13 protein-coding genes are annotated in these 11,564 nt (G+C 72.3%); 5 read left to right on the top strand and 8 right to left on the bottom strand.

The window, feature by feature from the left end; translation table 11 throughout:
- The first annotated feature begins 47 nt into the window (after window positions 1-47).
- Complete coding sequence (locus P8A18_RS22220) at window positions 48-611, top strand: OmpA family protein (protein WP_306056957.1); 564 nt, start codon at window positions 48-50, stop codon at window positions 609-611.
- 44 nt (window positions 612-655) lie between these two features.
- Here the strand turns inward: P8A18_RS22220 and P8A18_RS22225 are convergent, their stop codons facing one another.
- The 4 genes from P8A18_RS22225 to P8A18_RS22240 form a co-directional block, all read right to left on the bottom strand.
- The gene (locus P8A18_RS22225) at window positions 656-2,215 is read right to left on the bottom strand and encodes an FG-GAP repeat domain-containing protein (RefSeq protein WP_306056958.1); all 1,560 of its coding nucleotides are present in this window, start codon (window positions 2,213-2,215) and stop codon (window positions 656-658) included.
- Window positions 2,216-2,453: 238 nt separating this feature from the next.
- Complete coding sequence (locus P8A18_RS22230; RefSeq protein ID WP_306056960.1) at window positions 2,454-4,097, bottom strand: TlrC/CarA/OleB/SrmB family ABC-F type ribosomal protection protein; 1,644 nt, start codon at window positions 4,095-4,097, stop codon at window positions 2,454-2,456.
- A 249-nt stretch (window positions 4,098-4,346) separates the two neighbouring features.
- Window positions 4,347-5,099, bottom strand: coding sequence for a YqjF family protein (locus P8A18_RS22235; RefSeq protein ID WP_306056962.1), 753 nt, complete (start codon window positions 5,097-5,099; stop codon window positions 4,347-4,349).
- Window positions 5,096-5,527, bottom strand: a complete 432-nt coding sequence (locus tag P8A18_RS22240) for a hypothetical protein (RefSeq protein ID WP_306056964.1) — start codon at window positions 5,525-5,527, stop codon at window positions 5,096-5,098. Before P8A18_RS22240 ends, P8A18_RS22235 begins: the two co-directional genes overlap by 4 nt.
- A 354-nt stretch (window positions 5,528-5,881) precedes the next feature.
- Here P8A18_RS22240 and P8A18_RS22245 point away from each other — a divergent pair, with 354 nt between their 5' ends.
- Window positions 5,882-6,709 (top strand): YihY/virulence factor BrkB family protein, encoded by an 828-nt coding sequence (locus P8A18_RS22245; protein ID WP_306061070.1) that lies wholly within the window; start codon window positions 5,882-5,884, stop codon window positions 6,707-6,709.
- Here P8A18_RS22245 and P8A18_RS22250 read toward each other — a convergent pair whose 3' ends face one another.
- A complete protein-coding gene (locus P8A18_RS22250; RefSeq protein ID WP_306056966.1) occupies window positions 6,710-7,213 on the bottom strand; it encodes a DinB family protein in 504 nt (167 codons plus the stop codon).
- Window positions 7,214-7,469: 256 nt separating this feature from the next.
- On the opposite strand from P8A18_RS22250, the gene P8A18_RS22255 reads away from it, so the two are divergent.
- Entirely contained in the window at window positions 7,470-8,063 is a 594-nt protein-coding gene (locus P8A18_RS22255; protein WP_306056968.1) for a hypothetical protein, read from the top strand.
- A 46-nt stretch (window positions 8,064-8,109) separates the two neighbouring features.
- Here P8A18_RS22255 and P8A18_RS22260 read toward each other — a convergent pair whose 3' ends face one another.
- Window positions 8,110-8,613: a hypothetical protein gene (locus P8A18_RS22260; RefSeq protein WP_306056970.1), complete on the bottom strand. Its 504-nt coding sequence runs from the start codon at window positions 8,611-8,613 to the stop codon at window positions 8,110-8,112.
- A gap of 146 nt (window positions 8,614-8,759) precedes the next feature.
- Entirely contained in the window at window positions 8,760-9,140 is a 381-nt protein-coding gene (locus tag P8A18_RS22265; RefSeq protein ID WP_306056971.1) for a DUF192 domain-containing protein, read from the bottom strand.
- A 93-nt stretch (window positions 9,141-9,233) separates the two neighbouring features.
- Here P8A18_RS22265 and P8A18_RS22270 point away from each other — a divergent pair, with 93 nt between their 5' ends.
- Window positions 9,234-10,181: a prepilin peptidase gene (locus P8A18_RS22270; protein ID WP_306056973.1), complete on the top strand. Its 948-nt coding sequence runs from the start codon at window positions 9,234-9,236 to the stop codon at window positions 10,179-10,181.
- 33 nt (window positions 10,182-10,214) lie between these two features.
- Here P8A18_RS22270 and P8A18_RS22275 read toward each other — a convergent pair whose 3' ends face one another.
- Window positions 10,215-10,745 carry a CGNR zinc finger domain-containing protein gene (locus P8A18_RS22275; RefSeq protein WP_306056975.1) on the bottom strand — a complete coding sequence of 177 codons (531 nt, stop codon included), beginning with the start codon at window positions 10,743-10,745 and terminating at the stop codon, window positions 10,215-10,217.
- Window positions 10,746-11,075: 330 nt separating this feature from the next.
- On the opposite strand from P8A18_RS22275, the gene P8A18_RS22280 reads away from it, so the two are divergent.
- Entirely contained in the window at window positions 11,076-11,504 is a 429-nt protein-coding gene (locus tag P8A18_RS22280; RefSeq protein WP_306056977.1) for a cupin domain-containing protein, read from the top strand.
- Window positions 11,505-11,564 lie beyond the last annotated feature (60 nt).

Below are 11,564 nucleotides of genomic sequence, written 5' to 3' on the forward strand. Positions count from 1 at the left end.
CGGCGAGGGGGGCAGTAGCGGTACTCACCGTGGCTCTGGCTTTCAGCATGGCCCTGCCGACAGCGCAGGCCGACGACAGCCCCTACCCCTCCGCCTCCGCGGAACCCCCGGTCGAAATCGACCCGAAGGACACCGACCTCAAGCTCCCCGAAGGCGCCACCCTCGCCCCGCCCAAAGTCCTCGACATCAAGTCCGTCATCGAGGATCTCGGCGGCGAGGAGCGGCGTGAGGACACCAACGCGGACATCAAGTTCGCGCTCCAGGCCGAGGTTCTCTTCGGCAAGGACAGCGCCAAGCTGGGTGCCGAGGCCAACGGGCGGATCAACGCCATTGCCGAGGAGATCAAGAAGCAGGACGCCTCGAAGGTGCGGGTGTTCGGGTTCACCGACAACCTGGGCTCGTCCGAGCACGGTGACATGCTCTCCAAGAAGCGCGCCGAGGCCGTGCACAACGTGCTGGACGAGGCGCTGAGCGGCAGCGGGATCACGTTCGAGATCCGGGGCTACGGCGAGGACTACCCGATCGCCAGCAACGACGACGAGCAGGGCCGCAGGAAGAACCGGCGCGTGGAGGTCTCCTTCCAGCGCGGGGAGAGCGGCGCACAGAGCTGACCCGTACCGCGCGGCGGCGGCCGGATGCCGCCGCCGCGCGGGGATCAGTACAGGCCGTCGTAGATGTTGAAGCCGTAGCCGATCTGTACGCGCTTGGTGAGCTGGCCGGTCCCGGTGGACGTGTAGCGGTACAGGTCGCCGTAGCCGTTGACGCCGATCAGGTCGGCCCTGCCGTCACCGTTGATGTCGCCGGGCGCGGCGAACTTGTTGTAGATGTCGAAGCCGTAGCCGATCTTGACGCGTGCCTTCAGCGGCGCGGTCGCGCTGCCCGTGCCTTCGTACAGGTACAGCGTGCCGTCCTTGGCGACGGCCACCACGTCGGCCCGGCCGTCGCCGGTGAGGTCGCCGGCGCCGACGATGTGGCGGTACGTCCCGTAGCCGTAGCCGACCTTGATCTTGGCCTCGAACTCGGTGAGGCCGTTGCCCCGGTACAGGTACAGGTCGCCCTTGGTGTCGCGGGCCAGCAGGTCGCCCTTGCCGTCGTCGTTCAGGTCACCCGGGCCGATCAGGTCGTCGTAGCCGCCCCAGTCGCCGCCGAAGTGGTGGTTCCCGATGTACAGCTGACCGTCCTGCACCCAGAGGGGCTCGGCCAGGCCGTCGACGTCGAGGGAGGAGACGACCCTCATCAGTCCCGGCTCGACGATGTTGCGGAGCGCGCGAGGGTAGAACTGGCCGTTGTTCTTGGAGTCGTACCACCACCAGCGGCCGTCGGTGGTGGTGCCCACAGCCTGGTGCTTGCCGAAGTCCGGGTTGCCGCCCCCGCCGACGAACAGGGCGGCCTTCTGCCATCCGAAGGCGTCGGCGGTCCGCGTCCGGAACGTGCCGGCGCCGGTGGACCGGTAGAGGTACGTGTCACCGTTCGGCTTGCGGCCCATGAGGTCGCCGTAGCCGTCCCCGTTGAGGTCGTCGACACCCACGAGCTGGTTGTAGGTGTCGAAGCCGTAGCCGATCTTCTTGGGTGCTTTGAAGGGCTTCGCCGGGTCGCCGGTACCGGCGAAGAAGTACAGGTCGCCCTCGGTGGTGCGGGTGACGACATCGCCCGACCCGTCGCCGTTGGCATCGTTGAGGCCGACGATCTGGTCGTACGTCTCCCAGCCCGAGGCCACCTTGACGCCGGGCGCGAAGGGCTCGCCCTCGATGGTGCCGGTGGAGGCGTGGAGGTAGACGTCGCCGGAGGGCGTGCGCGCGATCAGGTCACCCAGGCCGTCGCCGGTCAGGTCGCCGGGGGAGACGATCTTGTTGTACTTCTGCCAGCCGTCACCGGACCAGGTGGGAGGGGAGGTCCTCTCTTCGCCCGCGCTCGGGTACAGCGTGAGCGTGCCCGTCGCCGACAGCGTGAGGATCTCGGGCGGGCCGTCCCCGTTGAGGTCGCCCGGCGCGATGACGTCCTTGTACATCTCCCGGAGGTCGGTGGCAGGGAGCCAGTACTGGTAGTCCGGGGTGTACGGCCCCGCCTTGACGTACAGGTAGCCGTCCAGGCCCCGGTAGATGAGGTCGCTGTCGCCGTTGCCGTTCAAGTCCAGGCGCGGCTTCGCCCCGACGGCGGCCTTCGGGGCGTCGGCGCCCTTCGCCTCGTCGGCCGAGGCCGGAGCCGCCAGCAGCATGCCGGCGGAGAGAACGAGTGCGGTGCAGGCCGCGATCCGTCTCGCGCGCTTCGAGCGCGCGAGACCGGAACGGCCGGATATCAAGGAAGACAAAGCCCCCCCAGGGGTTCTCCACGAGTGTCCACCAGCGGGACAGAAGTGGTTCAGGAGTGAATCAGCTGGTGTTCATATGACCTGCGCCCGCCCCCTTTGGAGGGGGAGGATTCAAGCCGTGCGCGTGGGCTCGTATCAGCCATGTTCACCCGGCGTCCGTATCCCGCACCACCTGCCCCTCGCACATTTCCAGCCGCCGCCCGGTGAACCGGTCACGCATCCGGCGGTCGTGGGTGACGACGACCACCGCGCCCCGGTACCCGGCCAGGGCTCCTTCCAGCTCCTCGACCAGCGCCGGGGACAGATGGTTGGTCGGCTCGTCCAGCAGCAGCAGGTCGACGGGTTCGCCGACCAGGCGGGCCAGTTCGATCCGGCGGCGCTGCCCGTAGGACAGCTCGCCCACCTTGAGGCGCAGGTCGGCGGGGCTGAACAGGCCGAAGGACAGCAGCTGTACGGTGTGCTCCTCCAGGTCCCCGCCGCGCCCGTGGGCGTACGCCTGCGCCACCGTCAGGCCGGCCGGCCACGGCGTCTCCTCCTGTCTCAGATGCCCGACCCGGCCCCGCGTGTGCACCGTCCCGTCGTCGGGGAGCAGCTCACCCGCGAGCACCCGCATCAGCGTCGACTTGCCGGCCCCGTTGGGTCCGGTGACGAGGAGGCGTTCCGCGCCGCCGATTCGCAGCGCGGGCACGGAGAGCCGGCCGCCGACCCGTACGCCGTCCAGCTCCGCGGCGACCCGGGGCGCGGCGTCCTCCGCGGTGGCCACCCGGGCGGCGAACACCAGCGGATCGGGCGGCGGCGCGACCGGGCGCTCCGTCAGCCGTTCGACGCGCTCCTTCGCGTTGCGGATACGGACCATCGCCCCGTGCCCCCGGCCCCGCGCCCGGAAACCGCCGTGCCCGAACACGCTGAGCGGCACCTTGCGGGGGATCGCGTCCAGGCGGGCCACATTGGAGGCGGCCAGCTCCCGGTTGCGGGCCAGCTCGGCGCACCAGTCCGCGTACTCCCGCAGCCGGCGCCGCCGGTCGGCGGCCTTGGCGGCGAGGTAGCCCTCGTAGCCGTTTCCGTACCGCGTGACCCGGCCCTCCGAGACCTCCAGAATCGTGGTGGTCACCCGCTCCAGGAACACCCGGTCGTGGGTGACCGCGAGCACCGTGCCGCGGTGCGCCCGCAGATGGGCCTCCAGCCAGGCCACCGCCCGGTCGTCCAGGTCGTTGGTCGGCTCGTCCAGCAGGAGCAGTTCCGGCCGGGACGCCAGCGTCGCCGCCAGCGCGAGCCGGGACCGCTCGCCGCCCGACAGCGTGGACAGGGCCCGGTCGCGCGCCAGGCCCGGCAGGCCGAGCCCGTGCAGGGCGATGTCCACCCGGGCGTCGGCCTCGTAACCGGCCCGTGCCTCGTACCGGGCGACCAGCTCGGCGTATTCCTCCAGCGCGGCGGCCTGCCGTGCCCCCGCCGGGCCCCCGAGCGCGGCCTCGGCCCGGCGCATCCGGGCCTCCAGCGCGCGCAGTTCGGCGAGCGCCGCGTCCACCGCGTCCTGGACGGTGGCCCCGGGCGGCAGGGCCAGTGACTGGGCGAGATACCCGACTCCGCCCGGCGCGACCACGGTCAGCTCACCGTTGTCGGGCCGGTCCCGCTCGGCGACGAGCCGGAGCAGGGTGGATTTCCCGGCCCCGTTGTCGCCGATGACGCCTGCCCTCTCACCGGGCCTGACGCTGAAGGTGACGTCGTCCAGCACGACCTGGTCGTCGTAGCGGCGGGTGACGTTCTGAAGAGATAGTTGTGCGGTGTGCATAAAGCCCCCTGTTCCCGGCCCGGCCCGAGCCGATCGGCACGCGGACGCACGGATGCGTGATGGAACGCACGGATGCGTGAGTGCACGAACGTGTGGATGCGCGGATGTGCGGATGTGCGCGAGGAAGCGCGCCTACGGAGCCGAGCTCAACGCAGGCGCACGGGGAATGTCACAGGGAACCCATGCACATCACGGTAGGAGGAGGGCCGTGCGGCCGCAAGCCATTTTCCCGGGCGGCCGGGGCGCCGTTCACGGTGCCGGTGTGCCGTTCGGGCGGGACGGGCCGCCCAGGCGGACCGGGACGCCGGGGGAGTACAGCACGCTGACCGGGGCCTCGCGCGGGGCGGGCAGGCCGGCCGCCTCGATCAGGTTCTCCTCGCAGCCGAGCAGCTCCGCGCGGTGCAGGGGCCAGCGGGGGTGGTCGTTGCGCAGGTAGGACGTGCGGCCGAGGAGGGTGTGGTGCAGGCCCCAGCGCGCGGTGAGGAAGTGCTCCAACTCCGTGGGGTCGCCGACGCGTTCGCCGGGGCGCACGGTGATGCGGCTGTACGCGCCGCGCGGGCCGGGCGCGCGGCGCGTGCTGGTGTACGCGATCGTGCCGCCGGTGGCCTCCACCCGCATCCGGGACCACACGTACGGCAGGCGGAAGGCGAGCCGGCCCATTGCCGCGGGGAGCAGCCGGGACGCGTCCAGCGAGCGGAAGACGACCCCGCGCCGCCCCTGTCCGTCGACCGAGTACAGGCGGACGTTCGTCTCGGGGAACGAGCCGAGATAGGGCACCCCGGGGAGCCCCAGCCACCCCACCCGGTGCATCCGGAAGGCCACCAGACCCACGTACGTGACGCCGTCGAACGTGTCGGGCACCGTCCCCGCGGGCAGCAGACCCGCCACCGCGTCGGGCTCCACGGCCCAGTGGACGAAGCAGAGGTCGAGCCACTGCTGCGTGAGGAGCGGGCGGTGCAGGACGCCGGGGGCGTCGGGGGTCAGGGGCTCGGGTGTCGTCACGGGCCAAGCGTGGCACGGCCGTCCGGCGCGCCGGCCACGGCGTCCCGGCCCGCGGCCGACAGCTCGGCGGCCAGGTCCGCGTCGCGCATCCCGGGCAGGGCGTACCCCTCGGCCTCGTCCCACGGCACGTCGAGGTCGTCCATGTGCACGCGCCAGTCGGCGTCGGGCAGGGCGCGGCGCAACTCCGTGACCGAGTCCAGCACATGCGCGATCACCGGCAGCAGGCGGCCCGGGTCGAACGGCATCTTGGTGGAGCCGTCGAGGACCTGCCCCGGCTCCGCCGTCCGCGGGTCGTACACGTAGAGGCTCTCCTCGTCCTCGTACGGGAACGACGTCCGGTGCGCGGCGACGACGCGTGCGACGGCGGCCGACTCGGAATCGGTCAGCGGGGTCGCACGGCGCGCGGTGTAGTAGAGGGAGACGCTCATGCAGGGAGCGTACGGCCGGGGTACGACAACGGCTGCCCGTCGTCCGGCGAATACGGTGTACCGGGCGGGGAAGCCGAGCAGAAGAGGAGAGGCAGGGGCACACCGCACCGTCCCCCGCGCCGCGCCCGCCTCCTACGCCCCGGAGCCGCCACCGTGTCCAGCAAGTCCAGCGGCCCCACCGCCGACACCCCGCCCCACCCGGACGGCGCGTATCCGGACGGAACGCGTCCGGACGGAACGCAACCGCATGGAACGCGTCCGGACGGAACGCGCCCCGACAGCGAGCACTCCGACAGCGCACCCGAAGCCGCCCCCCGCCCCGCGTCCGCCCGCACCCGCACGCACCCCACGCGGATCTGGCCGATCGCGTTGCGCCGGACGCCGCTCTCGCTCTGGAACGACGACATCTCGGACTGGGCGGCGGCCCTCACGTACTACGCCATCCTCGCCCTGCTCCCCGCGCTCCTGGTGACCGTGTCCGTCATCGGGCTCGCCAACCCCGGCGCGACGGGCGCGCTGATCGCCGACATCACCGCCTTCGCCCCCGCCGAGTCCGCCGCCGCGCTGCGGCAGCCGCTGGAGGCCGCCACCCAGCAGCGCACCGCCGTCTGGCTGCTGGTGGGGACCGGGACGGTCAGCGCGGTGTGGTCCGCTTCCAGCTATCTGGCGGTGTTCCGGCGGGCGCAGCACGCGATGCACGGCGCGAAGGACACCCGGCCCGCCCTGCGCAAGGCGCACATCATCGTCGCGTCCGCGATCGGACTGCTGCTGCTGATGATGACCAGCGCGTTCGCCCTCGTACTCACCGGGCCGCTGGCTCGCTGGCTCGGGCACCGGCTGGGCCTGGCACATGTGGGCGACGCGTTGTGGGCGGGGCTGAAGTGGCCGCTGCTGCTCTGTCTGGTCGCCGCTCTGATCACGGTCCTCTTCCGGACCGGCCCGGAACCGGCGCGCGGGGCCCGCCGGGCGCTGCCCGGCGGGGTGCTGGCGGCGCTGCTGTGGCTGATCGCCTCGGCGGGGTTCGCGGTGTACGCCACGTACATCGGCTCCTACAGCCGGCTGTACGGCTCACTGGCGGGGCTCGTGGTGTTCCTGATCTGGGTGTGGCTCACCAACCTGGCGCTGCTGGCCGGTGCCCAGTTCAACGTCGAGTTGGACCGGGCCCGGCGCGGCCCCCGCTGATCAGTCGCCGGTCGTGCCGTCGACGATCTCCCGGATGATGTCGATGTGCCCGTTGTGCCGGGCGGTCTCCTCGATGAGGTGCAGGACGATCCAGCGCAGATCGGGGTGGCGGCCGTTGCTGCGCGGGCGCTGCGCCGGGGTGTCCAGGTCGTGGGACGCGACGAGCTCCCGGTAGCGGGCGCTCTGCTCCTCGTACTCCCTCAGCACATCGGCGAGCGGCATGTCGACGGCGATCCGCATCTCGCGGTCCGGGTCCTCGTCCGTCCAGGGCCCTTCGTCCTCGCCGCCGAGGAGCACGACTTCGAACCAGAAGTACTCGACCCAGCGCAGGTGGTTGACGATTCCCGCGAGGGTCATCAGGGGCGAGCCGGGCAGCGGCGCCCGGACGGCGTCCTCCTGCGAGAGGCCCTCGCACTTGGCGACCGCGGTGGCGCGGGCGTAGTCGAGAAAGGTGGTCAGCTGGGTGCGCTCGTCCCATGCGGGAGGCGAATCGGTGCGTGTCATCGCCGCTCACCCTGTCCGGGAGGCGCGGCGTTGTCCACGGCTTTTGCCCCGCGACCCACGGCTTTCGCGTCGGACGGGGGACGCGCCGGGTAGTTGGGGCCCGCCCGTGGGCCCCTGGGCCCACGCCCCGGACCGGGGGTTTCGCCTACCCTCGGGAACCGACCACCCGCGAGACATCCCCTGGCCACCCGCACCGCCGCACACCGCGGCGGGACGGGCTCGGCGGGCTGCCCGTACTTCATGAGGTGACGTGTTGATGAGTGACGGATTCTTCTCCTCGTTCCACCTGTGCTGGAGCCGCCCCGACGCCGAGTCCCTGCTCGGGGACCTGGAGACGGCGGGTGTGCGGGCGGTACACCCGGTCACCCGGCGCATCACCCTGCTCAGCCCCGGCGCCGAGCCCTCCGGCACCCAGTCCTGGGTGACCAGGGACCAACTCGTGCTCCTCGCCGGTCTGCAACGCCTCGACCGGGTCGACTTCCTGCTCTGGCTGGAGGACGGCGCCGGGATACCGGCCCGTATCGAACGCGGCGGGGACGGGACGGTGGAGCTGCGCTTCGCGCTCGGCGGGCTGAGCCGCCCCGGCCAGGAGCACGCCCTGCGCGCGGTACGGGAGGCGGTCGGCAGGGCCTCGCTGCTCTGCGTCGGATTCGTGGTCGACCGCGAGGGCGCGTCGGCCGCGACCGACTGGCAGGGCTTCATCGTGAAGGGGTCGGTGTACTTCGACTGCTGGCCCGACACGCTCGCCGTCCTGCCGGAGGTGGCCGCCGCCCAGCCGCAGCTGTCCGGCGTGAACTCCTTCGAGCAGTCGCCGTGGGTCGTCTACGGCAGCGACGTGCCCAACCGGTGAGCGCGCCTACTCCATGGTGAGCGGGTTCGCTCCACGGTGAGCGCGCCTACTTCACGGTGAGCGAGCCGGCGAGCGCGTCCGGCTCGCCCTCCTCCAGCAGCCGGTCGACACCCAGGCCCACCGCCGCCCCGGTCGCCGCCGCCACGACGGGCATCACGGCGCCCTCGATCCCGGCGACCTGCCAGGCCGTGGCGTAGCCGTAGCACAGGGCGACCAGCGGGACGGCGAGCGCGGCCGACAGGTACAGCGCCCTGGACCCGCGCCGCTCCTCGGGCAGTACCCGGACGGCGGCGAGCACGGTCAGCGCGGTGGCGAGGACGGCGGGCACGTGCAGCAGGCCCAGCCGCCAGGCGAAGTCGTCGAGCCGGGCTTCGGTGCCCAGCAGGCGGACGAGCCCGTGCGCGACCAGATAGCCGACGGCGAGACGGACGACCGCCCCGGCCGCCCAGCTGAGGGCCAGCGGGAGGAACACACCCCCGGACCCGCCCCCGCGCGCCCCGGCCGGGCCCTGCCCCGCGCCCCTGCCGCCCCAGCCGCTGCCACCGCTCACGGTTACCCCCTCCGAAGCCCGTTCCCCGCCCCGCGTACCGCAGAACCCGGGTCCGGCGTGAGCGTAGAGCGCCGGGCCGGGCCCCGACCCGGGCCCCAGGCCCCAATTCCGGGCCCAAACAACGGCGTTGGGCCCAGTGGCGTCGTCTACACCCGCTCGCGGGACTGCGTGATCCGCACCTGTACGCCCGGCCGCAGCCCCCACGCGGCCATCGCGCCCGCCTCCGCCTCGATCACATGGCGGCCGCGCAACCGGGGCAGGCCGAGGCGCCCCGGCCTCATCGTGTGGACCGCCAGGACGTTGAACCGCCGGTCCAGATAGGCCACATCGATCGTGAACCGCATCCGGAAGGAGTGCACACTTCCGCACGGCGTGATCATCAGCGCCCCGTCGATGCCGTCCCGGCCGAGGAGCCCGCGCGTCCGGTGCCGGTAGGAGGCCGCGATCCGTAGCGGCACCCGGGTCTCGGTCACCCCGTCCCGGTCCGTGATCGTCAGGGTTCCCGTGCCATCGCGCCATCGAGCCATGCCGACGACGGTAGCGGCGCCCGCCCGCCGCCGGGGCGGAAACGGTGCGTCGGCCCCAACGCCCCGGCGGGCGGCGCGATTAGGATCGGTGCGGTGTACGCCATGCTGATGGGGGTCGCCGCCCTCTGGGGCGCCGCGACCGGCCTGCTGGTCCCGCGCGCCGCCTACCGATTCTCCGTCCGGCCCGGCGAACCCCGGCGGGACGCCTGCCCGGCCGGTCACCCGCTCACCGGGCCCGCCCGCGCCTGGCTCGGCACCACCCGCTGCGCCACCTGCGCGGGGGCGCCGGTCGCCGGCGTACAGCCGGTCGCGGAAGCCACTGAGCCCGGACCCGTACCCCTGGCCGGTGCCGCCGGACCCGGACGACCCGTACCGCCCGCCGGTGCCGCCGAGCCCGAGCCCGGACCCGTACCCCCGGCCGATACCGCCGATGCCGCCGATGCCGCCGATGACCGGCCCGCCGGACCGCTCCCCGTCGAACCGCCGCCCACCGGCCTCCGTTACGCGCCGTACCGTCTCGCGCCCGTCGTCACCGCGCTCGTCTGTGCCGCCCTCGCCTGGTCCACCGGGACGCGGCCCGAACTGGCCGTCTGGCTGGTGCTGGCGCCCATCGGGGTGCTCCTCGCGAGCGTCGACCACCGTGTCCACCGGCTGCCCGACGGGCTCACGCTTCCGGCCGCCGGGGCGGCAGCCGTGCTCCTGGGCCTCGCGGCGCTGCTGCCGGAACACGCCGGTTCCTGGCTCTCCGCCCTGCTCGGCGGGCTCGTCCTCGGCGCGTTCTACTTCCTGCTCTTCCTGATCAACCCGAGCGGCATGGGCTTCGGCGATGTGAAGCTCGCCCTCTCGCTGGGCGTGGCCCTCGGCTGGTACGGCTGGGCCGTCGTGTTCGCGGGGGGCTTCGCGGGGTTCCTGTTCGGCGCGGTGTACGGGGTGGTGCTCGTCGTACTGCGGCGCGCCGGGCGCAGGACGGGCATCCCGTTCGGCCCGTTCATGCTCGCCGGGGCGTTGCTGGGTCTCCTGTTCGGCGGCCTGGCGGTCTGACCGGCCGCCCTCCGTACGCCGGGTGAGCGGGCGTCAGCGCGTCTTGGCGCTGTGGCGTGCGACCCGGGCGCGGTTTCCGCAGGCGGGGCTGCACCACTGCTGGCCGGTGCGCAGCGCGGTGAAGAACAGCACGCAGCTCGGGGCCGGACAGCGGCGCAGCAGCTCGCGGCGCGGCGAGGTCAGCAGCCGGGTCGCCGAGGCGCAGACCTGGGCCGAAACGATGTCCATCGTGCCCATGCCGTCCGGCCATTCGAGCTGCGGGCCGGCCGGGGGCCAGCTGACCCGGGCCGCCTGGACGCGCTGCGCCTGCCCGGTCACGAGGTCGAGGGAGGACCGGGGCGGCACCGACCGGTCGACCATCGCGTCGAGCAGATCCCGCACGGCTCCCCGGACGGCCAGCGCGGTCGTCACATCACAGGGTCCGACCTCCACCGGGGCACCGGCGGCCATCCCAAGGCGTGAACGGTACGTTCCGGTCCAACGTGCCAGCCCCTGTGGGGTGTTGACCTCGTCGATCAGGACGCCCGCGTCGAAGTGCCATGAGCTGGTGAACTCGACCGCCAACGGTTCAAGGGGGCGGATTTCGAGAGTGTTTCTACCGTGTGTGGTCATTGTGACCCTCCCTCTCGGATGTCGAGACGTAGCCCCATGTGGCGGAATCATGATGTAGCGTCACGTGCAACGGCTAACGTTCAAGCCATTAGCCCCGGAAGGGCTTGGCCTGAGTTCCCGTGGGGGGATTTCTGTGGCGGCGTCACGCTGACGCCTGTCTTCTTGGTGCCTGTTTGTGGTGCCCGCATGTTTTCTCTGCGCGGCGCGCGTGCTCGAAGTGACGCGTGTCTTCTTCTCCGTCTGCCGTAATCCATTCCTCGTTCTTTCCCAAGGAGAGCCCCGATGTCCGATATCGAAGTCATCCGCAACGTCTTCCGCAGCGGTTTCAGCCTCGAAGAGCTCGACTGGGTCTCGTGGGTCGAGCCGGGCCGCACGGGCGTCGACCACTACCCGCTGTGGGGTCCGGACGGCGCCGAGGAGGTTTCTGTCGGACTCCTCCTGCGGTTTCCCGCCGGAGCGCACGGCGACTTCCATGAGCACCTCGGCCACGAGCTGATGCTGGTTCTCGACGGCACTCTCGATCACAGTGACGGCCGCTCCTTCGTCAAGGGCGACCTGATCGTCGAAGGCCCCGGAACGCGGCACCAGATGTCCAGCGCCGAAGGCTGCACCGTCCTGGCCATACGCACGCGACCTGCGGCGCCGCGTGAAGCACGGAGCGGAGAGGTTGCCGACTCGCGAGCGGGAGTCTACGCCGCACAGGAGCGTTGAGGCACAGCTCACTCCAGCGTGCAGCCGTCAGGTTACGGGCGGTAGCCCCAGCCGGTGCAG

This window comes from Streptomyces sp. Mut1 (genome assembly GCF_030719295.1).
Classification (GTDB): domain Bacteria; phylum Actinomycetota; class Actinomycetes; order Streptomycetales; family Streptomycetaceae; genus Streptomyces; species Streptomyces castrisilvae.

Coding starts and splice junctions, on each gene's coding strand:
- P8A18_RS22225 (WP_306056958.1), bottom strand. CDS start 2,215: ATGCTGCTGGCGGCTCCGGCCTCGGCCGACGAGGCGAAGGGCGCCGAC.
- P8A18_RS22230 (WP_306056960.1), bottom strand. CDS start 4,097: ATGCACACCGCACAACTATCTCTTCAGAACGTCACCCGCCGCTACGAC.
- P8A18_RS22255 (WP_306056968.1), top strand. CDS start 7,470: ATGAGTGACGGATTCTTCTCCTCGTTCCACCTGTGCTGGAGCCGCCCC.
- P8A18_RS22250 (WP_306056966.1), bottom strand. CDS start 7,213: ATGACACGCACCGATTCGCCTCCCGCATGGGACGAGCGCACCCAGCTG.
- P8A18_RS22240 (WP_306056964.1), bottom strand. CDS start 5,527: ATGAGCGTCTCCCTCTACTACACCGCGCGCCGTGCGACCCCGCTGACC.
- P8A18_RS22265 (WP_306056971.1), bottom strand. CDS start 9,140: ATGGCTCGATGGCGCGATGGCACGGGAACCCTGACGATCACGGACCGG.
- P8A18_RS22220 (WP_306056957.1), top strand. CDS start 48: ATGGCCCTGCCGACAGCGCAGGCCGACGACAGCCCCTACCCCTCCGCC.
- P8A18_RS22280 (WP_306056977.1), top strand. CDS start 11,076: ATGTCCGATATCGAAGTCATCCGCAACGTCTTCCGCAGCGGTTTCAGC.